The 25,334-nt window shown below is 57.8% G+C and carries 22 protein-coding genes and 1 pseudogene; 13 read left to right on the top strand and 10 right to left on the bottom strand.

Annotated elements, in window-relative coordinates:
- Nucleotides 1-19: 19 nt before the first annotated feature.
- A complete protein-coding gene (locus tag JQF37_RS26410) occupies nt 20-490 on the bottom strand; it encodes a DUF2271 domain-containing protein (protein ID WP_047530486.1) in 471 nt (156 codons plus the stop codon).
- An 88-nt stretch (nt 491-578) separates the two neighbouring features.
- Nucleotides 579-902, bottom strand: coding sequence for a PepSY domain-containing protein (locus JQF37_RS26405; protein ID WP_130208897.1), 324 nt, complete (start codon nt 900-902; stop codon nt 579-581).
- 132 nt (nt 903-1,034) lie between these two features.
- Between JQF37_RS26405 and JQF37_RS26400 the strand changes: the two genes are divergently transcribed.
- From JQF37_RS26400 to JQF37_RS26390, 3 genes are all read left to right on the top strand, one after another.
- Nucleotides 1,035-1,694 (top strand): response regulator transcription factor, encoded by a 660-nt coding sequence (locus JQF37_RS26400; protein WP_130208895.1) that lies wholly within the window; start codon nt 1,035-1,037, stop codon nt 1,692-1,694.
- The gene (locus JQF37_RS26395; protein WP_130208893.1) at nt 1,691-3,031 is read left to right on the top strand and encodes an ATP-binding protein; all 1,341 of its coding nucleotides are present in this window, start codon (nt 1,691-1,693) and stop codon (nt 3,029-3,031) included. The genes JQF37_RS26400 and JQF37_RS26395 overlap by 4 nt, the downstream gene beginning before the upstream one ends.
- Nucleotides 3,032-3,236: 205 nt before the next feature.
- On the top strand, nt 3,237-3,497 hold the full coding sequence (locus JQF37_RS26390) for a DUF2790 domain-containing protein (RefSeq protein ID WP_130208891.1): 261 nt from the start codon (nt 3,237-3,239) through the stop codon (nt 3,495-3,497).
- 44 nt (nt 3,498-3,541) lie between these two features.
- Here the strand turns inward: JQF37_RS26390 and JQF37_RS26385 are convergent, their stop codons facing one another.
- From JQF37_RS26385 to JQF37_RS26365, 5 genes are all read right to left on the bottom strand, one after another.
- Entirely contained in the window at nt 3,542-4,486 is a 945-nt protein-coding gene (locus JQF37_RS26385) for a LysR family transcriptional regulator (RefSeq protein ID WP_130208934.1), read from the bottom strand.
- 63 nt (nt 4,487-4,549) lie between these two features.
- A complete protein-coding gene (locus JQF37_RS26380) occupies nt 4,550-5,500 on the bottom strand; it encodes an aldo/keto reductase (RefSeq protein ID WP_130208889.1) in 951 nt (316 codons plus the stop codon).
- 79 nt (nt 5,501-5,579) lie between these two features.
- The gene (locus JQF37_RS26375) at nt 5,580-7,052 is read right to left on the bottom strand and encodes an efflux transporter outer membrane subunit (protein ID WP_130208887.1); all 1,473 of its coding nucleotides are present in this window, start codon (nt 7,050-7,052) and stop codon (nt 5,580-5,582) included.
- Between the two features lie 19 nt (nt 7,053-7,071).
- Complete coding sequence (locus tag JQF37_RS26370; protein ID WP_130208885.1) at nt 7,072-8,568, bottom strand: DHA2 family efflux MFS transporter permease subunit; 1,497 nt, start codon at nt 8,566-8,568, stop codon at nt 7,072-7,074.
- Nucleotides 8,568-9,686, bottom strand: coding sequence for an HlyD family secretion protein (locus tag JQF37_RS26365; protein ID WP_130208883.1), 1,119 nt, complete (start codon nt 9,684-9,686; stop codon nt 8,568-8,570). The genes JQF37_RS26370 and JQF37_RS26365 overlap by 1 nt, the downstream gene beginning before the upstream one ends.
- Between JQF37_RS26365 and JQF37_RS26360 the strand changes: the two genes are divergently transcribed.
- The 8 genes from JQF37_RS26360 to JQF37_RS26325 all read left to right on the top strand — a co-directional run bounded on the left by JQF37_RS26360 (nt 9,685) and on the right by JQF37_RS26325 (nt 16,527).
- Complete coding sequence (locus tag JQF37_RS26360; RefSeq protein WP_130208882.1) at nt 9,685-9,885, top strand: hypothetical protein; 201 nt, start codon at nt 9,685-9,687, stop codon at nt 9,883-9,885. The genes JQF37_RS26365 and JQF37_RS26360 overlap by 2 nt on opposite strands.
- 60 nt (nt 9,886-9,945) lie before the next feature.
- Nucleotides 9,946-10,572 (top strand): TetR/AcrR family transcriptional regulator, encoded by a 627-nt coding sequence (locus tag JQF37_RS26355; RefSeq protein ID WP_103405407.1) that lies wholly within the window; start codon nt 9,946-9,948, stop codon nt 10,570-10,572.
- The gene (mug, locus tag JQF37_RS26350) at nt 10,565-11,074 is read left to right on the top strand and encodes a G/U mismatch-specific DNA glycosylase (RefSeq protein ID WP_130208880.1); all 510 of its coding nucleotides are present in this window, start codon (nt 10,565-10,567) and stop codon (nt 11,072-11,074) included. The genes JQF37_RS26355 and mug overlap by 8 nt, the downstream gene beginning before the upstream one ends.
- A 482-nt stretch (nt 11,075-11,556) precedes the next feature.
- A complete protein-coding gene (locus JQF37_RS26345; RefSeq protein ID WP_130208878.1) occupies nt 11,557-12,042 on the top strand; it encodes a hypothetical protein in 486 nt (161 codons plus the stop codon).
- Between the two features lie 404 nt (nt 12,043-12,446).
- Complete coding sequence (locus JQF37_RS26340) at nt 12,447-12,992, top strand: polysaccharide biosynthesis/export family protein (RefSeq protein WP_047530453.1); 546 nt, start codon at nt 12,447-12,449, stop codon at nt 12,990-12,992.
- A gap of 32 nt (nt 12,993-13,024) precedes the next feature.
- The gene (locus JQF37_RS26335) at nt 13,025-14,137 is read left to right on the top strand and encodes a hypothetical protein (protein ID WP_130208932.1); all 1,113 of its coding nucleotides are present in this window, start codon (nt 13,025-13,027) and stop codon (nt 14,135-14,137) included.
- A 21-nt stretch (nt 14,138-14,158) separates the two neighbouring features.
- Nucleotides 14,159-15,724 carry a Wzz/FepE/Etk N-terminal domain-containing protein gene (locus JQF37_RS26330; RefSeq protein WP_130208876.1) on the top strand — a complete coding sequence of 522 codons (1,566 nt, stop codon included), beginning with the start codon at nt 14,159-14,161 and terminating at the stop codon, nt 15,722-15,724.
- A gap of 11 nt (nt 15,725-15,735) precedes the next feature.
- Nucleotides 15,736-16,527 (top strand): CpsD/CapB family tyrosine-protein kinase, encoded by a 792-nt coding sequence (locus JQF37_RS26325; RefSeq protein WP_130208874.1) that lies wholly within the window; start codon nt 15,736-15,738, stop codon nt 16,525-16,527.
- 43 nt (nt 16,528-16,570) lie between these two features.
- Here JQF37_RS26325 and galE read toward each other — a convergent pair whose 3' ends face one another.
- On the bottom strand, nt 16,571-17,548 hold the full coding sequence (gene galE, locus JQF37_RS26320; RefSeq protein WP_130208872.1) for a UDP-glucose 4-epimerase GalE: 978 nt from the start codon (nt 17,546-17,548) through the stop codon (nt 16,571-16,573).
- Nucleotides 17,549-17,954: 406 nt separating this feature from the next.
- Between galE and JQF37_RS26315 the strand changes: the two are divergent.
- Nucleotides 17,955-19,583, top strand: a pseudogene (locus JQF37_RS26315) (phosphoethanolamine transferase).
- Nucleotides 19,584-19,638: 55 nt separating this feature from the next.
- On the opposite strand, the gene JQF37_RS26310 reads toward JQF37_RS26315, so the two are convergent.
- On the bottom strand, nt 19,639-22,299 hold the full coding sequence (locus JQF37_RS26310; protein ID WP_130208870.1) for a glycosyl hydrolase family 5: 2,661 nt from the start codon (nt 22,297-22,299) through the stop codon (nt 19,639-19,641).
- A gap of 4 nt (nt 22,300-22,303) precedes the next feature.
- Nucleotides 22,304-23,830 (bottom strand): O-antigen ligase family protein, encoded by a 1,527-nt coding sequence (locus tag JQF37_RS26305; RefSeq protein ID WP_130208868.1) that lies wholly within the window; start codon nt 23,828-23,830, stop codon nt 22,304-22,306.
- A gap of 95 nt (nt 23,831-23,925) precedes the next feature.
- On the opposite strand from JQF37_RS26305, the gene JQF37_RS26300 reads away from it, so the two are divergent.
- Nucleotides 23,926-25,302, top strand: a complete 1,377-nt coding sequence (locus JQF37_RS26300) for an oligosaccharide flippase family protein (protein ID WP_130208930.1) — start codon at nt 23,926-23,928, stop codon at nt 25,300-25,302.
- Nucleotides 25,303-25,334: the final 32 nt, after the last annotated feature.

Here is a 25,334-nt window from a genome sequence, read left to right as displayed (position 1 = left end):
CCTCCGGATCGGGCAGGTGCTACAGATCGTAGGTAAAGGACTCGACGTAGGTGCTGCCGGCTGCCGGCTTGCCGGCGCCTTTGGAGGTCAGCGGGACACTGACATCGGCGCGAACGTCACGCTTGTCTTCGACGGCACTATCAATTCGGATCTGGTAGCCGGCATCGATCAACGTATCCGCCAGTTCAACGCTGACTTTGAGCGTGCGTCCGCTGCCGACGCTGGCACCGCTGACGCCGTCGAACTCGCTCGGGTTCATCCCGCTACCGCGGGCCCAATCGCCCAAGTGCTTGTAGTACTTGGCCTTTTTGCCGGCGACCCAGAGGGTTTTCTGGTACTGGCCATTGCCGTCGGTGACATAAATCGCCAGGTAAGCGCCATTACCGCTGTAGTCCTTGAGTTGAGTGGTCAGGGTGACCTCCCGGGCCTGGGCGAGGCCTGGCAGGGCAATGGCGCCGGCGAGGCATGTAGCTGCAATGATCTTTTTCATGGGAATGTCCTTTTGATCGTCTGGTCGAGAGCCTGAACCTGCTTGCTGACAGCAACCTGAAACCCGGGAATAAATGCTCGGCAGGTCGTCATTCGGTCACGGGGCGAGTGAGGTAATCCCCGCCATCGCCGTCGTCCTTGAAGCGGATCTCCAGTTTGCGCAGATGCAGGGATGCCGGTGAGTAACTGGCTTCGATCGCGTTGCCCTTGCGATCCAGGCCCCGGATTTCGTAACAGCCGTCGTCGACCTTGATGCGCTGCACGCTCCAGCCATATTGCTGTTGAACCTGCTGTCGCAACGTTTCGCGCGGCTGCCAGTCGGCGACCGGGTCGCTGCAGTCTTCGTCGGCCACCGCATAACCACTGAGCGAAAGACTCAGCAGCACGGCACTGGCCATAAAACCTGATTTCATGATCTGTCTCCTGCCATGGTCGGCGTCTGTGGCATACCCTAAAGTGCAATCCTGACAACCAGCTGAATCTTCAGATTCACGTCAGGTACGGCGACTAAGGTGCTACACGTCAACCATCACAGGAGGTGCCAGATGCGGGTTTTATTGGTCGAGGATGCACCGGGGCTGGGGGATGCGGTGCGCGAGCAGATCGCCGACGATGGCCATGCCGTGGACTGGGTGCAGCGCCTTGAGCACGCGCGCAACAGTGTGCGCAGCACGCCTTATGACTTGATCCTGCTGGACCTGATGCTGCCCGACGGTCGCGGGCTGGATTTTTTGCGCCAGCAGCGCGCGGCCGGGGATGTGACCCCGGTGATCATCCTGACCGCCCAGGATCAGATTTCCGACCGCATCGCCGGTCTCAATGCCGGGGCCGACGACTACCTGGTCAAGCCGTTCGACCTGTTCGAGCTGTCCGCCCGCGTGGCGGCGGTGGCCCGGCGCTACAGCGGCAACCCCAACCCGCAAATCAAACTGGGCGAGCTGCAGGTCGACATCAGTGCGCGCACGGTGCAGCGAGCTGGCGTGACCGTGGACCTGACGGCGCGTGAATGGGCGTTGTTCGAGGCCTTCGTCCAGCGCCCCAGCGCGTTGTTGTCCAAGTCGCAACTCGAAGAGCGGCTCTATGCCTTTGGCGCAGAAATCGAGAGCAATACCATCGAGGTCTACATCAGCCGACTGCGCAAGAAACTCGGGCGTGACCTGATTGAAACCGTGCGCGGCATGGGTTATCGGCTGATGTCGGCATGAAGTCGTCAAGCCTGCAGAAGCGCCTGGGCATCGGCCTGACACTGGGCATGACCCTGCTCTGGCTGGGGGCGACGGTTAGCACCTGGCGGGTGGTGCAGCATGAGTTGAACGAGGCGTTCGACAGCGCGCTGGAAGAAACCGCGCAACGCATCCTGCCGTTGGCCGTGCTGGAAATCAGCAACCGTGAAGAACCCCGCGATGCACAGCATGTCGCCCCGCTGAAAACCCACAAGGAATACCTGACGTACCTGGTACGCGATGGCAAGGGGCAGATCCTGATGCAGTCCCACGACGCTAACCCGGACATTTTCAGCAAGCAGCCGGCGGAAGGTTTCACGACGACGGAAAAATACCGTTTGTACGGGGCCAGTGCGTTGCGCGAGACGGTGTATATCGAGATCGCCGAACCCCTGGGCCATCGTCGTGAAGCGGCACGGGAAGCCTTGTTTGCCCTGTTGCTGCCGTTATTGGCACTGATCCCCGTCAGCCTCTTGGGCATCTGGTTGTTTGTGCGCATCAGCCTGCGCAGCGTGATGGCCTATCGGCGGGCCGTGGAGGCCCGTGGTGTCGGCGATCTGTCGCCGATCAAGGTGGCGCGCCTGCCGGCGGAAATCGATCCGCTGGCCGAAGCGGTCAATCATTTGCTGGAGCGTTTTCGCAAGGCCCTGGAGGCCGAGCGCAGCTTTACCGCCAACAGTGCCCATGAACTGCGCACGCCACTGGCGGCGACGCTCGCGCAGATTCAGCGCTTGCGCCACGAAGCGCCTGAAGGCCCCCTGCGGACGCGGGCGGCGAAGATCGAAAACTCGTTGCGCGAATTGGCGCGGCTGTCGGAAAAACTCATGCAACTGGCCAAGGCCGAGGGCGGCGGGCTGTTGTCTGAAACGCCGCAGGATCTGATTCCGCTGCTGGCCCATGGGGTCGATGAGTGGAACCACAGCAGCGGGGGCCGGGTCGAGTTGCGGCTTCCAGCACAGGCCAGCGTGTATGCGGCCATCGACCCGGATGCCTTCGGCGTGTTGCTGCGCAACTTGATCGAGAACGCACTGAAGTACGGCGCGGCCGATCAGCCGGTTGAAGTGAGTTTGTCCGAGTCGGCGCTGCTGCGGGTAATCAATGGTGGCCCGGCCGTGCCAGAGCCGGTGTTGCAGCGCTTGACCGAGCGATTCGTGCGGGGCAACAGCGAGGCCAGCGGTTCAGGGCTGGGGCTGGCGATTGCCAGGACCATTGTCGAAGGGGTCAACGCAAGAATGGTGCTGGTCTCGCCTGCGACGGGCCGGCCGGATGGTTTTGAAGTGTGCGTCTGGTTACCCGTGGTGGCGCCGCTCGAAGGTTGAGCTGAAAGCGGGCGTTTGAGTGGCGAACTCTACTTCTGTGCGGTGGCGCATTATGCGCAATCTGACAACAGTGTATGTCCGCAAGGCAGCTATTTAGGGGAGCGGTAAACACTTAGCATCGCCTCTACCCGCTGTACCAAGGGCGTAGATGGCCCTTGGTTCGCGAGGTCCATACAAACATACCTGGAACGAGACGGTGAACATCATGAACCTGGCAAAAGTTGCGATTTTTATGGCCCTTGGCGGCCTCGGCGTGCCGGCCTTTGCGGGTCAAACCCCTGCAACGGCTACACCTGTCGAACCCTACACCTACTCAACGCCACTCGACATTCACAAGGTCATTGCCGTGACCGATATCCCGAATGACTGTGGCCCGGTTCCGGCGCAAATGACCTACGAAGACTCCAGCGGTCAACGCCACGTGCTGCAGTATCAAGTGATGGGCGCTGGATGCTCGAACGGTTGAGTGGGGTGCAGACGATGGAGGGTCGACACTCCATTGCGGCGGCACTAGCCAAACCGATGTTCTGATTGGCTGGCGATTTTTTCATCGGCTGCCAACAAGTCGGGGATGTGGTTTTTAAGAAACTCCACCCAGGTCTTTATTTTCGCGTCCACGTATTTTCGTGACGGGTAGATGGCAAACAGACTCAACGCTTCGAAGTGATAGTCCGACAGTACGCGCACCAGCGTGCCCGCCCTGAGTCCGGCGACGGCGGAAGCTATAGGCTGAACACCGATACCCATTCCGGTGGTGAGGGCGACAGTCATGGCATCGGCGGTGTTGACGTGAAAGGACGACTCGGGCGTATTGATCGTCTCCATGCCTTCGGGCCCCTCGAATACCCAGTTTTCAACCGGCATGACCGTGTTGACGATTCTCAGACAATCATGAGCATGAAGCGCACCCGGCGAGTCGGGCGTTCCGCGTTTGTTCAGGTAGGCCGGCGACGCGCAGAGAATGCTGTAAGTCGTGCCAAGCCGCTGAGCGACAAACCCCGAATCGGGGAGGTCCCGCGCCAGCACAATCGACATGTCATAGCCTTCTTCAATCATGTCCGGCAGCCGATTGGTCAGTGTCAGATCGAACAATACCGAAGGATGAATTTCCCTGTACCGGGCGATCGCGTCGATCACGTAATGATTGCCGATGGCTGACATCGCATGAATTTTCAGCCTGCCCTTGGGATCGACTTGCGCGATGCCGGCTTCCTCTTCGGCTTCACGGATCTCATCGAGGATTTTCTCGCAGCGCTGCAAATAGCGTGTCCCGGCTTCGGTCAACGCCAGGCGGCGGGTCGTGCGGTTGATCAGGCGCGTGTTCAGCCTGGCCTCCAGGCTGGAAACCGCTTTGGAAACGTTAGTCGTGGTGGTGTCCAACAGCAGCGCCGCCGCGGTAAAGCTGCCGCTCTGGGCGACCGCCGTAAAGAAGCGCATGGTCTGGAGAACATCCATCGTTTTCACCTCACAGAAACGTAAAAAAGGGCGGCCCGGCACCGGGCCGCCCCTCGTCGCGTGTTACTTCTTGCGCGGGATGAATCCCGGCACGCCGGTTTCCACTACCGAATTGAAGCGTATCCGCGTCGTAATATCCTCACGGATTTCATGCATGGCCCGATGGGGCAGGGTTGCAATATCAAAGTTCTCGCGAATATGGCTCAGTGTTGCAGAGGTGGTCAGAAAAGCGACGCCGCGCTGTACCGACCAGGCCAGTGCGACTTGCGCCGGACTCTTTTGCAGGCGCCGGGCGATGCCGGTAATGACCTCGTCTTCCAGCACGTTCGGCTCCATGCCATGGCCCAGTGGCGCAAACGCCAGAACGATGATTCCGTGGGCCTGACAGAATTCGAGCAGTTCCCATTCGGGCAGATAAGGGTGGGACTCGACCTGCACCACGGCGGGCTTGATCCGTGCCTGGGCGACGATCTCTTTTAAGGCTTGCAGGGTGATATCGGACAAACCAATGGACTTGCACCGGCCTTCATCCACCAGGCGCTCCATTGCCCGCCAGGTCTCTATCAGCGTCACGCCGCCGTCGTAGATGACATGCCCGAATGCGTCTCGTGGGTCCTGGTCGTCGCCGGGCTGGAAGGCAAAGGGCGTATGAATGAGGTAGCAGTCGATGTAGTCGACTTGCAGGCGCCGGCAGCTGGCCTCGAACGCGGGCAACACCCGCTCGGGACGATGGTTGGTGTTCCACAGTTTGGTGGTGATGAACAGGTCTTCGCGCCGGGCCTTGCCTGTCTCCAGAAACGCCTTGAAGGCCACGCCGGCCATTTCTTCATTTCGATAACGTTCCGCGCAATCGAAATGGCGAAAGCCTGTTTCCAGTGCGTGTGTGATCGCCTGGGTGGTCACGCCCAGATCCTTGAACAAGGTACCGAAGCCAACGGCCGGCATGTCGCCGGAGCCGTTGACCAGGGGAAACCGGGTTTCGCGAAGTGCATCGAAAATGGGTTCGTAAGACATGTCTCTACTCCAGTGCCTGGGGCCACGGCCGCATGGGCAAGTGACCACTCGTGTAAGTGTTCGTGAATGCGCCGCGGCGCTACTGGTATGAAGGTTTTCGTTCGTCGCGAGAGGCCAGTCGTTGCTCGAACACGCCAACGGAATTACCGCCGAGCGCGACAAACAAACGCACGGTGTCGAGGTATTGCGCGGTCTTCACCCGGATCTGTCCCAGCAGCGCCTGTTCATAGGCACGCTCCGCTTCCAGTACCTGGAGGATGCTGTTCTCGCCTTGCGCATAGGCTTGCTGGTTCAGGCGGAAGCTGGTTTCAGCGGCCCGCAGCGCGTCGTCCTGCGCGAGGTTTTCCTCGGCGTCGTGGTTGATGGCCTGCAAGGTGTCCGCGACCTGGCCGAATGAGGTGATGACGGTCTGTTGGTAGCCGGCGAGCGTTGCCTGATAGCCATCAATCGCAGCCTGACGCTCAGCCTTGAGCGTGCCGCCATCGAAGATCGGACCGGCGATGCCCGCGGCAAAACCCCAGAGCGCTGCGCCGCCGTTGCCCGAAGCGGCCTGCGCCAGTGACGCGGACAGCGTGACATGGGGATAGAGGTTGGCCGTGGCCACGCCAACGGCCGCATTGGCGATATGCAGTTCGGCCTCCGCCTGCAGGATGTCCGGCCGGTCGTGGGCCATTTCCGAGGGCAAACTGACGGGCACGCTGGACGGCAAGGCGAACTCGGCAAGATCGAAGTCCGGCGCGATCCAGTCAGCGGGGCCTTTGCCGGTCAGGACCGACAGCGCGTGGCGTGCCGAATCGCGCTGCTGGGCGAGGGGTGGCAACAGCGTGCGGTCCTGAGCGAGCCGGGTTTCGGCCAGCGACACATCGATCTGTGTGGTGCTGCCATTGGCGTGGGCCATGCGCACCAGTTCGAGGTTCTTGGTGTCGTTGGCCAGCAGTTTCTCGACGGCACGCATCTGCGCGTTGGCCGAGGCCACCAGCAACGCCTGGCTGGCGACATCGCCGGTCAGGGTCAGGTACGCCGCTTCGTAGCGATGCTTCTGCAGATCGGTGAAGGCTTGCTGTTCTTCGACCTGGCGCTTGTTACCGCCGAACACATCGAGGTCGAAACCCACGTGCGGGCCAATCGCGTAGAAGTTGGAGATCGAAGGCTCCTTGGCATTGTGCGTCCGTGCGCGGCCCGCCTGGGCACCTAAATCGACTTGCGGATACAGGGCGCCCTCCGCCGCGGCGACGGAGGAGGCGGCCTGGCGGATCGTTGCGTCGGCGGCCACCAGTTCAAGATTGCCGTCGATGGCCCGGCGCACCACCTGATCGAGTTTTGGCGAGCGAAAGGCTGACCACCACTCACCGCCGACCTTTTTGCCCAGTTCGATGCGTTGTCCGCCGGGCTTGTTGCCGCCCTGGCCAAGACGCTGTTCGGCCTGTTGGTCATAGTGCTGCGAGGTGCTGGCGTCAGGGGATTTGAAGTCAGGGCCGACGGTGCAGGCGGACAGGAAGATCAGGGTCGACAGCGCACTGATTTTCGTTGGGAACAGATGACGGGATTTCATTTGGCACACTCCACGAAAACTAGTGGGTCGAAACGGGTTTGCGAAGAAAGACAACCAGTGGACTCACCACCAGCATCACCACCATCAAAATCTTGAACTGGTCGATCACGGCAATGAACGCGGCCTGGCCGGTGATCATTTCGTTGAGCCCCGCCAGCGCCGGCAAGGGGGCCGACACCAGCGAATGCGCGGCGGCGCGATAAGGCGTCAGGTTGCTGGCCCGCGCCATGTGCATCGCCTGGGTATTGTTGAAGAAGTACAACTGCACGACCGCAACGCCCAGGGTGCTGCCATAAGCGCGCATCAGATTGAAAAAACCGGTGCCTTCCGGGCGAAACTTGGGATCGAGGGTGTTGAACGCCACTTTGCTGATCGACGGCATCAGGATGCCCAGGCCGATGCCCTGGATTGCCCCGGCAATTGCCACCGGCGACCAGTCCATCAACGGCGAGTAACCGAGCATCATCCCGTTGGCATACGCCACCAGTGCAATGCCCGCCGCAACGAACAGGCGCTGGTCGTATCGGTCGGAGTAACGGCTCATCAAGATGAACGACCCGACAAGCCCCGCACCCCGTGGCAGCGTCATCAAGCCTGTGGTGACGGGCGGATAGCCGAGTATTTCGTCCAGCATTGGCGAGGTCAGCGCCATGGTCGACAACAGCACGAAGCCAAGGGCGAAAAAGATCACCGTCGACAGCACGAAGTTGCGGTCCTTGAGCAGGCTCTTGTTGATGAAATGCACCTTGGTGGTCAGCACGTGCACGACAAACAGGTACATCCCCAGCACAAAGGCGATCGCTTCGATCCAGATCTCGGTCGAGGCAAACCAGTCCAGGCGCTCACCCCGGTCGAGGAGCATTTGCAGGCCGATCATGCTCAGGGTGAAGGTGCCGAAGCCGAAGAAGTCATACGGCGGTTTTGTCTCGGCCTTTTTCTCCGCCAGCAGCAGTGCCACCACCAGAAAGATGAACACCGACAGCGGAATGCTGGCGTAGAACATCGAGCGCCAGCCGTGGTATTCGCTGAGCCAACCGCCGACCGTCGGGCCGGTGGCAATGCCCAGGAGCACAACGGCGGTGAACACCGCGCCAAATTTCGGCCGCCGTGCCGGTGGCAGCGTCTCCAGGGAAATCCCCATGGAGAGCGGCCCCAACACGCCGCTGGCAATGCCCTGAACGATCCGCGCGCCGACGAATTCCAGTGGCGTCGTTGCAGCCGTGGCGAGCCACAAGCCCACGATGAGCAGAACGATCGCGGCCTGGTACACGAGCTTCAAGCCAAAGCGCCCGGCAAGCCACTGTGCAAGCGGCAGGGTGATGGCGCTGGCACCGAGGTACGCGGTGAATATCCACCCGGCCTGGTCGTCGGTCATCGACAGGCTGCCCTGGATAAACCGCAGTGCCGAGTTCGGCAAGGGCAGGTTCGCCGACTGCATGTAGGTCGCTAGCAGCGCGGCGAACCTGAGCGAGCGCGCACCACCGTCCTGCGGGGTTGCAATCGCGTTGGCGTTCATCAGGAGTTACCTGCGGTCAACAGTGCTTTAAGCGGCTGCCACCATGGCGTGCTGTGGCCCGTGTCGACCTTGACCGTGGCGCTGGTGCCGGAATACAGCGGCAGGTCGGGGTTCACTTCGTCCAGTTCGAGACGAACCGGCACCCGCTGGACAACCTTGACCCAGTTACCGGTCGCATTTTCCGGTGGCAGCAGGGCGAAGTCCGATCCGGCGCCAGGGCTCATGCTGGTGACGTGGGCCTTGAACAGGTGATCAGGGTAGGTATCGATGCGAATGGTCGCTTCCTGGCCGGGGCGCATATGGGTGACTTCCGTTTCGCGGAAGTTGGCTTCCACCCAGATCTCGTGATCGGATATCAGCGCAAACGCTGGCGCACTGTTGTTCACATAGTTGCCGACCTGCAGGTCATCGACCTTGGCCACGATGCCGTCATCCGGCGCATACACCGTTGCGTAGGAGAGATATAACTGCGCTTCGTCGAGCTGCGCCTTGGCTTCGCGAACGCTGGGATGACTGTCGACTTCGATATTCGGGTTGCCGTTCAAGGCGACCACGGTGCTGGCGATTTGCTGTTCGATGGAGGCAATGCGTTGCCTTGAGACTTTGACGTCGGTATCGGCACGTTCGTAAATGGCACGGGAGACGAACTCCGAGGCCACCAGCGCCTTCTTCCGGGCAAACTCTCGCTGATCGAAATCGGCTGATTCCTTGGCCGATTGCAATTCAGCCTGCTGTTGCCGGTAGCTGGCCTTGAGCCCGTCGATGCGCAGCCGTGCCACGCTCAGCTGTGCTTCGGCACGGTTGACGGCAATCTGGAAGGGCTTGGGGTCGATACGGAACAGCACCTGGCCCTTGTGAACCGGTTGATTGTCCTCGACCGCGATTTCGATCACTTGCCCGGAAACCCGTGCGTTGATCGAAGCTTTTGCCACCCGGGCGTAGGCGTTGTCGGTCGAAACGAAAGGCTGGCCGGCCATGTAATGGGTGTAACCCGCTACCGCGAAGAGGGCGGGTACGCCGAGCATCAGCCATGGGCGCAGTTTTTCCTTGAGCGACTTTTTGGCCGGTCCTGGGTGTTCAATGGCTTGGGAAGCCGGGATGTCGAACTGTTTAGTCATGATCGAATACACCTTTAACCGGGAAATCGGGCTAACAGCTGCAAAAATCGCCTGTGGCCCTAACGTTGATAATTGCCGTGAGAAAGCCAACCGGTGGGCAGTGGGGAGGGTGGCTCCGCTGCCGCTGTTTCGTCGCCGCAATACCCGGTTCGAGCTTCGCTTCAACAAACCTGACGCCGAGGAACTTTTGGTTCCTTAATTTTGTGCGATGGTGTAAGAATATCCCTGCACTCACCTTCATTCAAGGATTTTGTACGACATGGCACAAAATAAAGTTCCAGAGGGAAAAGGCCGGGGCCGGCCTCGCGCCTATGACCCGCAGACAGCGCTGCAGCAAGCGCTTGGTGTGTTCTGGAGCACCGGTTATTCCGGCGCTTCGCTCGACAGCATCGCCACTGCGGCAGGCATGAATCGCCCAAGCCTCTATGCGGCGTTCGGCGACAAACACTCGCTGTACATCAAGGCGCTTGAGCAGTATTGGGAGTTCGCCGTGGCGTCCATGCACGAAGCGTTGACGGACCCCGCACTGACCTTGCGCGAGGCGCTGACGCGGTTTTATGAGGGGCAGTTGTCGATTTACTTTTCGGGCGAGGGCCAGCCCCGTGGCTGCTTCGCCATCGGCACGGCGACAACCGAAGCGGTGGAGGACCCGGAAATACGCGACGTTCTTTCCGATCGTCTCAGCAGGCTCGATGCCGATCTGGAAGCGCGTCTGCGGGTGGCCATTGATCGCGGCGAATTGAAAAGCGATGTCGACACCGGAGCCCTTGCCGTTCTCGCGGCGTCCCTTCTGCACAGCATTTCGATTCGTGCCCGGGCGGGCAAATCCCGCGAGGAGTTGACGGAGCTGGCACGCAATGCGGTCAGCGTGATCTGCGGTGGGTGAAGGACTTGAAGATATTCTGGCCGAACACCTTGCCGTGATTTTCTGCGGGATCAATCCAGGCGTGACGGCCGCCACCCAAGGGCATCATTTTGCGGGTCGCGGCAATCGCTTCTGGCGCACACTCCATCTCGCCGGTTTCACGCCGCAGGAGGTGCGTGCGGAAAACGACCGGACGATCCTGCAGTACCGATGTGGTTTGACGGCGGTGGTGGAACGGCCAACGGCGCGTGCCGATCAGCTGTCCTTCCATGAGTTCACTGCGGCCGCTGCGGCCTTCGAGCAGAAAATCACGCGCCATGCGCCACGATTCGTGGCGTTTCTCGGTAAGGCGGCGTATTGCGCATTATCGGGCCAGCGAGACGTTGCCTGGGGGCTCCAACCCAAGACCTTCGGCAATGCCGCGGTCTGGGTTCTGCCCAATCCCAGTGGCCGAAATCTCGCGTTCACCCTCGATCAACTGGTGGAGGCGTACCGTCAGCTCAAATTGGCATCAGGTATATGAACCAGGCAAGGAGCTCCGCGTCGGTTTTCCGCCATCTACTCAGCCGACGAACGTAACAAGCTTTGACAGGCGGGAGACGGCATCGAACAGTGGGGTTTCTACAGGCCGCAGTGAGGGGTAAAGGCAACTTTTTGTGGCGACTTGAGCGTTATCGCTTCTCATGTAACCTACGGAAATCTTGATGTTTGTTTTCGAAACCATCGCTAACTTTCGAGAAGATAACAATAAAGTTATTTGAGAGCGTTTCTTGTTGCTGAGGAATGCTCGAGGCGGGGCGATGGCCGGGCAAACAGTTCATTTGTCTGGCGACGGAGCAGTTTGTTCTGTCGATTATTTGACGCCATTCTCCCTCGGTTTTTATTTATATTTATTATCGTGACGAGCTATTGACGTACTGGCTATGTGCTTATACGCTCAATTCAAGCCGAAGAAAAATACCTCCATCCAAAAAAAGAATCACCTCTGTGCAGGGAGGCTCTCCTATGCGTCCGACACTTGTCATTAAATCCGTTTTGGCTCTGATGCTCGTTAATGGTGCGGCGGTTTTTAATGCGCAGGCGACCACTTTTGTCAATGAATATAATCGCATGAGTAACGCTTGCGATACATTAAGGTCGCAAGTCGGAGCGGGTCCCGAAGAGGCTTCCGGTAGCGAGCTACTTACTTTCGGAAACGGCCTTGGCGTGCCTTCATTGGTTACCGATGTCTATTTCGATGGCACTCAATCGGCTAAATTCAGCAGTGTCATTCATCATTCCGGCTCGGCGGAAAGTGTCAACGTTTCATCTTGCGACGGTTTAATGACGGCGAGTGCCAACGACCGGGTCGCGGTAAACTTGACTAGCCAGGACACGGGTTTGACCGGTGTTTCTGATCAGCCGAAGGCAGTACCGTTATCGGCGGTCGCCTGGTTATTTTCTTCCGCGCTATTTGGTTTCATCATGGTTGCGAATCGACGGAAAGTATAAGTTCGGTCGGCCCTGCTGCAGGGTTTGATGGGGATTTAGTTGAAGTCGATTTACTGAATCTAAATAGCGTTTGATTAGTTGAACGTGATTCCGGTTAGTTGTTCTGGATAAATTACATGGGGGGCGGTGGTGCGGGTGGGGGCCGTTTTTCGCTAAGTAAAAATGGCTGGCGACTATAACGCAATAAAATTGACGAAGTTGCTGTGGGTTGATTTGTTTTGTTGTAAGTTGTTGTTTAATAAAAAAAAATTTCGCTGTCTGAGGTAGTGTCAGATGAAATTATCCGCCGATAAGCTCGATCCGATTGCTCTCTTATGTTTTTTTGGACATAAGAGGGAAGAGCGTGATTTGACTCCGCTTTTGTGTGAAACTCCTGGCAAGGCTACTTAGGCGGAGGGATCCCGATGTTGCGTTTACTGCTACCTGCGCTCTGTGCGCTGTCTGTCTGGTCAGGCATTACCACTGCCAGCGAAAATAACGCGGCTTACCTTCTCAATCCAGGGGACGTCGTTTTTGTTTCCGTTTGGCGAGAAGACACGCTCAAGGAGGAGGTGCACGTACTTCCCGATGGCAGCATCAACTTCCCGCTGGTGGGGCGAGTCGCAGTAGCCGGGCTTGATACATCGGCCGTCGAAAAACTGATTGCGAAAAAACTGGAAGAGTTCATACCCGACCCGAACGTCAGCGTGGTCGTGCGTGATCCCAAAGGCAATCTCGTCTATGCCCAGGGTAAAGTGATGAAACCCGGGTCGGTGCAGTTGGCGGGGCCGACGGCGGTACTGCAAGTACTGAGTATGGCGGGCGGGCTCGACAAATTCGCCGACAAAGATGGCATCAAGGTCGTGCGGAACAAGCAGGTGCTCCCTGTTCATTACAGCGATCTGATATCCGGGCGTGACATGTCCACCAACTATGAACTCCAGGCCGGCGATACGTTGGTCGTGCCTTGACCTTGCGCGACGTATTGGGGTTAAGCTTTCTTATGCTACGAACCACCGGGGCTGCCACAGCCATTCTCATGTTGCCGTATTCGGGGGTGGCCTATGCCGCCACCTGGCAATCGTCAATCGCATTGCCTTCGACCGTCGAGTACGACAGCAATCCGGTACTTCTCGGGGACGACGCCAAAAAGGCCGTGACCCGCACGATCATCGCCCCCGATTTCAGCCTCGTCGGAACCTCTGATCTTGATCAGTTGCGCATCGGTCTCGGATTGAATGTCGTTCGTTCCTCTGACACATCCATCGTTCGTGATCGTGAAGACCCGAAACTGTTGCTGGGCTGGCAGCGAGATACCGAAAAGGGTGCCTACGGGCTGACGGCGAGTTATGTCGAGAGCTCGACCCTCTCCAGTGCGGTTCAGGAAACCGGCGTGATTGCGACCGATGGCACGCAGAAACAATCGACGCTGGGCGGCAACTGGCGTACTGCGGTCACGGAGAGAAGCTCGCTGATCGACGAGGTTGAATACACGAACGTCGATTACGATATTGGTTCGCTGACCCCTTATGATGAACTGTCGAACCAATTGAGCTGGAATTACACCTGGAGTGAACGCGTCGAGCTCTTCACGCGTTTGTCCGTGCGACGCTATGAGCCCAAATCGGGTTCCGGGGTGGCCTCCTCAAACAGCTACACGCCAACGACCGGTTTTAACTACAAGATCTCCGAGCAGCTCGAGGTCTCGGCGTATGTGGGGGCCAACCAGGTTTCGGACAGTAACAGCGGCCCCACCGGTCAGGGCGGGTTCAACCTGCACTATGCCGGTGAGCGTTTTGACACGACCCTCGACGCCAGTCGCAGCACGATCGCCAACGGTAATGGTGGCTTCGTCGAGTCGAATAATCTGCGGGGTACGTGGAGCTACTCCATCGACGAGCTCAGCCGTACCGGCATTGATACCTCGTGGCAAAAAACCAAGGGGCAATCGCCGAGCACCCTGCGCAACTTTAATGTCTGGGCCAGTCGAGAGCTCTCGCCTTTTTGGGTTGCGCGCCTATCCTACACCTACAAAGAACGCCTGCAAGACGGCTTGCCGGATGCCAGCGCCAACATCGTCGGGTTGACTTTGACCTATAGTTATCCCGAACTCTGAAACCCAGCTGTGTGAGTATTTATGGCCTCTGAATACGAAATGTCGGTCAACGACTACATAGCAATACTCAAGCACCGAGCGGTGCTGGTAATCGTGAGTATCGCGGTGATTTTTGCCGTGAGCGTGTTGGTCGCGATGTACATCCCTCCTGTCTATCAGTCATCCGGCACGATTCTGGTCGAGTCTCAGCAGATTTCGCCCGATCTGGTGGCGGCGAATAACAATACCTTTGCCGACGAGCGTATCGAAGTCATTCGCCAGCGCGTGATGACCCGCGAGCACCTGGAAGGGATCATCGACAAATACAATCTTTTTTCCTCGGAAAGCCGGCGGTTGAGCGTTACCGAAAAGATCGAAGAGATGCGCAATGCAATCAGCGTTTCCTTGGTCAGTGCTGCCGTGAAGGGGCGCGGGGAGGTGACCATCGCTTTCCGCCTGGGCTTTGAGCACAAGCAGCCAGAAATCGCGAACAAGGTTGCCAAGGAGCTGGTCACGCTGTTTCTGGATGAAAACATCAAGCAGCGCACCGAGCGAGCCAGTGAAACGACGGAGTTCCTGACACAGGAAGCGGACAAGCTCAGGGTTGAACTGGAAACCCTGGAGAACCGTCTGGCGGACTTCAAGCAGGCGCACAGTAACGCGCTGCCCGAGCATCAGGAATTGCGCATGAATATGCTGTCGCGCGCCGAAACCGAGCTCAAGGAAATCGACCGTGACTACAAGGCTGCCCGCGAGGAGTTGCGCTTCAACGAATTGGAAGTTTCCGCGGCCAGCGCCGGTGTCGTGAGCAAGCCGGGCGCAACGGGTGCGGAAGCTGAAAAGCCGCAGGATCTGGGCAGTCTCAAGGCTGAGTACACAAGATTGCTGTCGCTCTATACCGAAGCGCATCCCGATGTGCGCGCCGTCAAGCGCAAGATAGCCGCACTTGAGGCCGCTCAGGGGCCGGGGGCGAATGCGGTGAGCTCCGTCAGTCTGGAGGTGGCCAAGGCTCAGGCCCGTGTCGCCGCTTCGGAAGCGCGCATCAAGTCGCTGGCCGACCAAAAGCGTGAAATCCTTGCCAAGATAGACGCCTACGAGGCGCAGATTCTGGAGACGCCGCAAGTCGAGCGCGGCTTGGTCACGTTGATGCGCGACCATGACAACGCTCGCAAGAAGTACGAGGAAATTCGCACCAAGGAAATGGGGGCGAAGATCTCCGAAAGCCTGGAGCAGGAAAACAAGGCCGAGCGCTTTGTGCTTCTTGAGGCGCCGTTGATGCCCGAGAAGCCCGTCAGGCCCAACCGCAAGAAAGTCGTTGCCATGGGCTTTGTGCTCGCCCCGGTAGGCGCTGGTGCGCTGGTGATGCTGCTGGAGATGTTGAATCAGCGTGTACGCGGTGTTGAAGCCCTGACCAGTGTGCTGGGTCGACGCGTACTGGGCACTATTCCCTACATTCACACCAAGGCAGAACTTGAGCGCCGCAAGCGATTGCGAACACTGCTCATCCTCTGCGGATTTGTGTTGATCGCATGCCTTCTGGTCCTTTTGCATTTCTTCTACATGCCTCTGGACCTGCTGGTGTTTAAGGCTCTGGCGCGATTTGAATAAGGAATATAGCCATGGAAATAATCAAGCCCGCGGGCGATAAAGCCGAGCAACCGGCGACATCGAGTCTCGTGACCACATCGACTGGGCATTCCGCAACGCTCAATGCCCTCAGCTACGTGCAAACCAAGGTTGTGCCCTTGAGGGCAGACCATCTTGAGCGCAATCGCATCGTGGCCTACAACAAGAATTCGAGCATGGGCGGGGCTTTCGATTTGCTGCGCACGCAGGTTTTGAAAGCCATGGAAGAAAACGGCTGGCGCACGCTTGCCATCACTTCTCCGACCCCGGACTCAGGCAAAACGGTGTTGGCGATCAACCTGGCGATGAGCATCGCCCACCACACCACCAAGACGGCGTTGCTGGTGGACTTCGATTTGCGGCGTCCGAAGGTGGGTGCCTGCCTCGGCCTTCCGATGGAAAAATCGCTCAATGAGTTGCTGGCCGATGAAGCCGAACTGCAGGACGTGCTGGTCAACCCGACCTTGCCGCGTTTTGTGGTCCTGCCGACACGAGAGCCGATTCCGTTGTCCACGGAGGTGCTGTCATCGCCCGCCGTGAGCCATTTGATCAGCGATCTTCGCGAGCGCTACAACTCGCGTATCGTGATTTTCGACTTGCCGCCGGTGTTGAGTTCGGACGATGTGATTACGGTCTTGCCGAAATTCGATTGCGTTTTGCTCGTGGTCGCCAACGGGATGAACAGCAAGAAAGAGATCGAGGAAAGCCTGCATCATCTGGCAAACGCCAACCTGATTGGCACGGTGCTGAACAAGGCCGAACCCCAAAACCGCTCTTACTACTAGCGCTCACCTTCAGGCGCTCGGCGTTTTGCGTCAGCGCCTGCTTTCAATGCCAGGGATGCTTGCACTCCCAGTTCCAGGCGTGCGTCACAATCTGCTCAAGCGTGGCAAATCTCGGTGTCCAGCCCAGCAGGGTATTGGCCCGTCCCGGATCGGCCACAAGACGTGGTGGATCGCCGGCACGGCGTGGTGCATCGTTGACGCAGATATCCTGGCCAGTCACCCGGCGCGCGGTGTCGATCACTTGTTGCACCGAGAAACCCAGGCCGTTGCCGAGGTTGAACGCGGTACTGGCTCCCCCCTCCAGCAGGTAATCCACGGCCAGTGCGTGAGCCGCGACGAGATCGGTAACGTGGACATAGTCGCGAATGCACGTGCCATCAGGGGTGTCGTAATCGCGGCCATAGACGGTGATCGATGTGCGCCGGCCCGAGGCGGCTTGCAGGATCAGTGGCAGCAGATGGGTTTCCGGTTCATGGCGTTCACCCAACTGTCCTTCAGGATCTGCCCCGGCGGCGTTGAAATAGCGCAGGCAGACCGACTTGAGACCGTATGCACGGTCAAAATCTTCAAGCGTCTGCTCCACCATCCACTTGCTGCGCCCGTACGGGTTGATCGCGGCCTTGGGGTGTTCTTCGTCGATGGGTACGTACACCGGGTTGCCATACACGGCGGCGGTCGAAGAGAAAATGAAATGCTTGACCCCAGCACGCACCATGGCTTGCAGCAGTGTCAGCGTGGCAGCGAAGTTATTCTGATAATACTTGGCAGGTTCAGTGACGGATTCGCCCACCTGTATAAAGGAAGCGAAGTGGAACACGGCATCGAAACGGTGCTCCGCAAACAGAGCGTCCAGCGCCTGCACATCAGCGATGTCCAGTTCAACCAGTTGCCCGCCCGTCAAGGCGCTGCGGTGGCCCGTCGAGAAGTTGTCGGCCACCACCAGATCGTGGCCCGCAGCCAGAAGTTGCTTGACCATGTGTGAGCCGATATAGCCCGCGCCACCCACCACCAAAAATTTCATCCTGATCTCCGAACTCCTGGAAACTATTTCAATGCAAGCACAGATTGGAACGTCAGCGCGTTTCAATTGAGCACTATGTTAAGTAATTTAGCCGTTGAGTTGCATTAACAGGGTTTGGCCGTGCTTTGCCCTGTGACGCCTTGCTCAAAAACAACCTGTCCAACGCCTGGTTTTATGAGCGACGGCGAATGGAAATGGCTAAAGGCGACTATAGTACGTTTTGTGTCATTGAGTACGCACCTGTTGTTGAGTTGTTGATTGATCTCTTGCAATCGCCCAGCCTGGGCAGGCGAGCGATTGCTGCGGGGCATGGGATCCGAGGGCGTTGATTACATCTCCCTTGGGGCGGCAAGTGAGTATTTCACGAGAATAATTATAAAATGAAAAAAAACCCAAAAATTGCCGAATGCTCATTAAAGGTGTTAAAGGCCGAATGGCCGAATGGCCGAATCTGGTGCTGTGGGCCTTTTTGCTGTCGCCGCTGACCATTAAACTAATCACGAGTTATCGATATTCGAAAATTGACTTGCTGGTTTTCTACACGATTGCCATGTCGGTGTTATGGCTGTTGGCTATTCGGTTTGTTTCGTCCAATCAATTCAGGGTCCACGTCATTCTGTTGCCGTTCTATCTGGTCGCGACGGTTGATCTTTTTCTGGTGTTGAATTTCAACTCGAGATTGACAGCGGCTTACGTGTTCGTTGGCTTGACCAATTACAAGGAGGCGAGCGATTTTCTGCCGACTTATTGGCGGTCCATCAGTATCGCTCTGCTGATTTTCATAGTGTTTTACGGGGTGGGATTGGCAGGGCTGTACAAGCGCACGTTGTACAGGAAAAACGGTATTTTTCTTTTGGTCTTTAGCGCCTTGCTGCTGGGGTATGGGGCGTATTTTTATAAAACCGTCAAGATGAATTCTTTCGGGAAATCTGCGGTCATGGATCTCCTGGCAAAAGATCAAAGCATACCCATAGGTTATTTGTCGCAATTGGGGCTGACTGCAGACTTGTATTCGAACTCGGGGACATTTATCCAGCGACGTCGAGAACATGAAGTGAACATCACCCGCCTGTCGGATCAATCGAATATCGACACCGTTGTGTTCGTGATTGGCGAGTCATCACGGCCACACAGCTGGTCGCTCTATGGCTATGACAAACAAACGACCCCCTATCTCGACAAACAGACGGGGATTTTCAAATTCAAAAAAATGTGTACCACGGCTCCCTATACTTCGTACGCGGTTCCTTCAATGCTGAGCCTTGATCCGATATCGGATTGGGACACTATTGCGTCGACAAAATCATTGGTGGGTATCTATCGTGCAGCCGGGTACATGACGTATTGGTTGTCTGTACAGGAAGTGGATAGTTTTGGCGGAATCATTCCGAACATCGCTGCAGAAGCTCAATACCGTCAATATTTTTAGAGGAGTTACGACGGCGCATTGATTTCGGAGTATGAAAAAATACTGCAGAAAAAAGACACGGAAAAGAAAGCCATATTTATTCATATCAAGGGGAGCCATTTCGAGTATTCACGTCGATACCCGGCAAGCTTTGATCAGTTCAAGCCTGCAACAAACAGCATGAAGGATAAAATTACCGCCGAGTATGACAATACTATCCTGTACACGGACTGGCTCTTGAATGCGTTTATTGGTGCGTTGGAGTCAAGCGGGAAAGCTGCTGTCCTGTTTTATGCGTCGGATCATGGTGAGAATATGATGGATGACAGTCAAGGGTTATTGGGGCATGGGATTGGTAATAAACATGATCTCTCGGTGTCGGCATTTATCTGGGCATCGCCCAATCTTTCAAGTCAGCAATCCCTGACGCTTTCAAAACTGAAGGACAGGGAGAGTCAGAAGATCAGCATATCTTCCTTTCCACATACGCTTTTAAATATCACGGGTGTTTTCACGGATAAGTATAAAGGCTCGGAAGACTTGTTAAGTGATGAGTTCATGCCGTCTCAATGTCCACATCTGCTCGGCGCAGGCTATGTACCATCGTTTGACTTTGACCGCCTTTGAACAGTCCTGATTGAACAACGCCGCAAGGCTTTGTTCAATCAGGTTGACTGGCCGATTATTGGCGGGTGGAGGAGGGGGATGCGGCTGTCTCGACAGGGTTTGACTTCGCGTCGCCCTTTCTCAAAAACAACCAGTTCGACGCCTGCAAGCCGTCGAAGTTGATCTTGTAGTGCCCATCGGCATAGGTCGCGGGCAGCTTCTTCATTTGCCCCATGATGCCTTGAGTGAACAGTGTCAAACCCTGCGGCGCCTGGAGGGTCAGCGTGCCCTCGAGGGGCTCAACGTAAAACGGTGTTTTGTCGTTGTCTTGGGGGATGGCCCGAGTGCCCAGGGATATCATCAAATTCTGCGACCGGCCCAAAGGTGCTTCATCCAGACTCTGCACCACCACGCTGGCGTTGAGGGTCTTCACTTGAACCTGAATGTTGCCCAGGCTGATCGACTCGCCGCCGATCCAGCCGGTAGCGGCCTGGGTGCGCGGCGTATTGATGGTGTAGACACCTTGTTTCCAGTTGCGCTTGAGTTCACCCGTGTCGGTCGTGGATTCGTTGGCATTGGCGTCCAGCAGCGACTGCCCGGGGTCATGAAACACCTGCGCATTGCTCGGGATAACGCTCTGTTGCAACCAGGGCAATTCCGGTGTCGGCGGCATCGCGATTTCCAGCTTGCCTTTCTCCATGGCGGTGCGCAGTAGAGCAGAGTTGGCCGGTGTGATCATCTGGTTGAACAGGGTGCCTGGCGTCGGCGCAAAGACATAGGTCGTCGTTGCTTCGTGAACGTCTGCACGGCGATACAGCAAGGCGGCGGCAGGCAGGGTGGCCAGCATTGCGGGGTCGTTATAGGCGTGCCAGTTGCTGGCGCTCATCCCTTCGCCGCCCAGTGGCTCCTGGCTGTAGGCATATTGCATCAGTGCATCCCAGCCTTGGTGGCTGGCGGTGCCGGCGATATAGAGTGGCAGCGAGTGACGGTCTGGCGTCGGGAAGGGCTCGTTGTTCCACTCGGTGACGGTCAAGGGCTTGCCCGCGACCTGGCCGGCGGCGATCCAGTTCACGATGCCGTCGCTGTACAGTGGGTTTTTTTCTATCTGCCCGGCGCCGCCGTAGCTGTGGACGTCGATGACGTCGCCGACGGTAAGGGCGGGCAGGGAGTTCAGGCTGTTGCCGCCCCAGGTGCTGGTCGTGGCGATGGGGACTTTCACCCCCAAGCCACGCAGGTGCTCGATCATATCGACGTTGAAACGTCGTTCCAGGTCGTTCAGGAACAGCTTGGAGGGACCAGGCTCCCAGGAGCGCCAGGTCTGGTCTGCGGAGAGATTGTGCTGGTTGGCAAAGGCTTTGGCCTCCGCCATGTAGACGCTGTTGTGCTTCGGTACGTTCTTGTCTGGTAACAGGGCGTTGCCAAAGTGGTGGGTGAGGTCGTTTTCGTTGGTGATCAGTACGGCGGCGATCGCCGGGTCGTCTTTGTAGGCCAGGCCGGTGTAGGGGTTCACATGGGTCAGGTAGTCTTCGGTAAAGCGCTTCATGGCTTTCTGAATGGTGAGATTCACATAGGCATAGCCCTTGAGATAGGCAAAGTTCTGCTCTTCTTTCGGCAATTCATCGAAGCCGTAAATGTTGTCCTTTTCCAAAAGAGCTCGCTGGACGTGCATATCGAGCCACACATAAATGCCTTCGTCTTTCAGGCACTTGATCCACCAGTCGATTTTTTTCAGCGACTGCGGGCTCAGTTCCTGGGTGCTGCGCGTGATCCGGCTGTCGCCAAAGATGTTCGGGAGCACCCACGGCGAGTCATGGTGGTGCAGTCGTACGAGATTGAAGCCCAGTGCCGACAGCCGTTTGGCCTGCAGCTTGATGGCATCGTCTGGCGTGGCGAACAGCGTATAGGCCGACAGGTTGGTACCCCAGAAGCGCGCCGGGGTGTTGTCCGCAAATAGCAATTGTTCGCCGGAGGCTTTGACGAATCCGCGCTTGCCGGCAGGTTTTTCCTCGGCATTGAGAAAGGACAGATCGACCGGCGAGGTTTTCCAGTCGAGCTTGTCAGTGGGCCAGCTCTTGGGGTCCGTCAGTCCGAAGCGCTCGCTACTGGTGGGGCCGATCGCCACATCGCCGGAAACGCTCAAGGTGGCGGTGAACTCCTGGCGGCCAGGTTTGATCGTGTTCTTGTAGAAAAAGGCACGCACCTCCGATTGATCGCCCGGTTCAAAGTACACGCCTGCCAGCGCGGGCTCGAAACGCATTTCGATGCGTCGCCCCTGCGCATTGCCCCAGGACCAGCCGCGGTTGTCGGGCAGCAAAGCGGGCGGGCCCATTTCTCCCGCGAACAGTGAGGGGTCGAAGTTGAAGACGATGCCGCCACCGGACAAGTCCGACTTCATGCTGCGAGCATCCAGGGCAAACTTCCAGGTCAACGATTGCGGGTCTTGCTTCTGAATCTGCGCATTCAAGTCGAAATCCAGCGCGGTGTTTTTACCCGCGAGGGTGTACCGATAAGGTCCGTTGGTCTTGAATTCGGTTTGCAGATACGTCCAGTCCCAGCTCCTCCCGAAGAACGAAAATGTCGTGGTAACCGCCGGGCTGCCACCGCGCATCAGCGTGGGCAGGCCGTTGCGCTCATCCACACTGGCGACCCAGCCCGACGCCCAGGTACGAAGCGGCCAAATAGCGAAAAACAGCAGGAACGCGAGCAGTATCCGGGAACGTCGGAGCAATGGGATCATGGGGCTACCTGAGTTGGAGATGGGCACTCGCCGTGACCGCCGTCGAGGTCTGCCTGAGTCTGCGGGCCATCTGCGCGTAGGCCACGCCCAGTCCGGCTATCGACCAATACACCACGGGGATGACGGTGATACTGCTGACGGTCACGATGGTGATCAGGATCCCGGCCAGTGTCGCCAGGAGTGCACGCCCAAGTCGGCGTGCCTCTTCATCTTTGTTGGAGAACGAGCGCATCCCTTTGCGGATGCCAAGCAGAACTGCGGCGAAAAAACACACGAACAGCATCAATCCAATCAAACCCACCGACAGGGCTATGCCGATATAGGTGTTCACGATATCGATGATCCCCTGACCCTGGGTCAAGGACTGCATTTCCGGTGTGCTGCGGTAATCGAATGAGCCCAGCCAGGGGTTGCGCTGTATAACGATCACGGCGTTATCGATCAACTGTTGCCGATACGTGATGTTCTCGGTCTCCACCGTGCCGATGAAAGGAAGCAGATCGAGCACTTTTTGTCCGCCCGGTACGACGGCCAGCAACGGAAGGGCTAGAACTCCGGCGAGCGCCAGCAGCATCAGGCGTTTGACGGCCTTGCGACCGGTGCCGATGAACACGACGATCATGACGGCGGTACCGACCCAGGGACCCCGCGACAGCGGCGCGTACAGCCCACCGGCGAGCAACAGCGCGCCCAGGCCTCTTTGCAGCCGACTGCGTACATCTTCCTGCAAGTACAGGTACATCCCGCAGGCCACGCTGATGACGAAGCCCAGCGCAATGGCCTGTCCGGTGGTGACGCTGGCGCGTAATGAGCCGCCGCGAGTCAGGTAAGTGGACATATCCCATTGCATGCCCAGGGCGTTGTTCAGCCCGCTGTAGAGCAGCCAGTTACGGGAGTATTCGAAGAGGCCAATAAGCGACATCACCATGGCGGCGAGTACAAATGCAAACAGAGCGTCCTTGAAGTCGCTGAGGGTCCTCAGCGCTCGGCTGGCAACGTAGTAGGGCAGAAACACGTCGATGAACAGATAAAGCGTCTGGCGCAATGCGTCGGTGGCGGTCGTATCGCGCAAATAAAGCAGGCTTGTCAGCACGATGTTGGCGGCCAACAGTTTGTCAGGCCAGGTGCGCCCGAAAGGAAGGGTGTCCGGTCGCCGGCGCAGCGCCAGAAAAGCTGGCAGCAGCACAAAAAACGCCAGCAGGCGAACATGGTTAAGGACAAAGAAATAGTTGACCACGCCGAAGCCGGGAATCTCCGCTCCCGATGGCGGCATGAGAAACAGCAGCATGAAAAACAGCGCGACAGGGTTACGTTCGCGTTTCTGCGCGACGGTCAAAATGATCGCGGCGATGCCGGCGTACAGCCAGAAACTGTGCGCAAAAAAGGCCAGTAGCGTCAATGCGAACCACAGATTGCGCCGACGCGTGAAGTGTCGGTCGGGGATCAGGTCTTCTGCCGGCCGGCGCGCCATGAAAAACACAACGCCGGCAAGGACCAGAATGACGATTAACGCTCGTAAGTGCTCAGGCATGGGCGATTGGACTTATTGATTGATGAGCGAAGGCTAGTGGAATGGCCAAATGCGACTATAGTACCTTTCGTGCCATTGAGTCCGGAGTTGATGTTATGTCGCTAGCTGATTTCTCGCCATCATCCCGCCTTCGTGGGCGAGCAATCTCTGCTGGGGTCTGGAATCTGGGGGCTCTGGTCACATCACAAGTCTTCCGCTTGGGCGGCAACCTGATAATGGCCCGTCTGCTGATGCCGGAGATGTTCGGCATCATGCTGATCGCCATCACCGTTTCGCTGGTACTGCATTTACTGTCCGATGTCGGCTTGCGCCAGAACATCATTCAGAGCCCGCGTGGCGACGATCCGGTGTTTCTCAATACCATCTGGACCGTGCAAATCCTGCGTGGCTTTATCCTCTTCGCTTCAACGCTTGCGCTCGCAGCCCTCGCCTGGTTTGCGCAGAGCCTCAATCTTTGGGCGGTCAATTCCACCTACGCCGCACCCGAGTTGCCGCTGGTGTTGGCCGTGACCGGTTTCTCGGCAATCATCGTTGGTTTTCAGTCGACGAAAGTCGACCTGGCAGTGCGCGCCTTCCAGCAAAAGAAAGTGGTACTCACCGAGTTTGCCTCCCAGGTCGTCGGGCTGTTGGTCATGCTGGTGGTCGGATACCTCACCCGGTCCATCTGGTCGCTGGTGATTGCCGGTCTGGTGCAATCGCTGGTCAACACGTTGCTGGGGCATATCTGGTTCGAGGGCCCGTCCAACCGTCTAAGGTGGGAACGTGCTGCGCTCGATGAGTTGGTCGGCTTTGGTCGCTGGATCCTGTTGTCATCGGCGGTGGGCGTGCTGGCCATGTACGGCGACCGTGTCTGGTTCGGTGGCAGCATGACGGCCAGTGAACTGGGCGTTTACTCTATCGCCGTACTGATTTTGGGAGCCGTTCAGCTTGGGTTGCAAAGGATAGTCGGGGCGGTGGCTCTGCCAGCCTTCAGTGAGGCTTCAAGAACCCATGACACCGCACGGCTCCACGCGTTGTACTTCCGCTTGAAGATGATGTTCGATCTCGCCTGCCTGTTTTTCTGCGGACTGTTCCTGACCGGCAGCCCACTGCTCATCAGGGTTTTGTACGATGAGCGTTACGCCCAGGCCGGCGACATGCTGGCGATCCTCTCACTCTCCTTTTTCACCATGCGCTACCTGGTGGCGAATCAGATCTGGATTGCCTTGGGGCACACCAAATACCAGGCCATGGACAACATTATTCGCGTGGTCTCGTTGTGGGTGCTGGTGCCTTTGCTGCTGGCCATCGGCGGGGTCAAGTACGCGATCTGGGGGGTCGCCCTGCATACGTTCCCTACGCTTATCCTGGTGTTTTACGTGAACTATCGTCTGGGGTTGTTCAGCCTCAAGCGCGAGCTTGTGGTGTTGCCTATGCTTGCTGTGGGGGCTTTGTGCGGGGAGCTATTGACGGGCCTTGCCAAGTGGCTTTGATTTGATCTGTCTCTCTTGTTGAATCCATCGCT

Source organism: Pseudomonas sp. MIL9 (assembly GCF_016887925.1).
Lineage (GTDB): Bacteria > Pseudomonadota > Gammaproteobacteria > Pseudomonadales > Pseudomonadaceae > Aquipseudomonas > Aquipseudomonas mohnii.
This window is presented reverse-complemented; position numbering and strand designations above follow the sequence as displayed.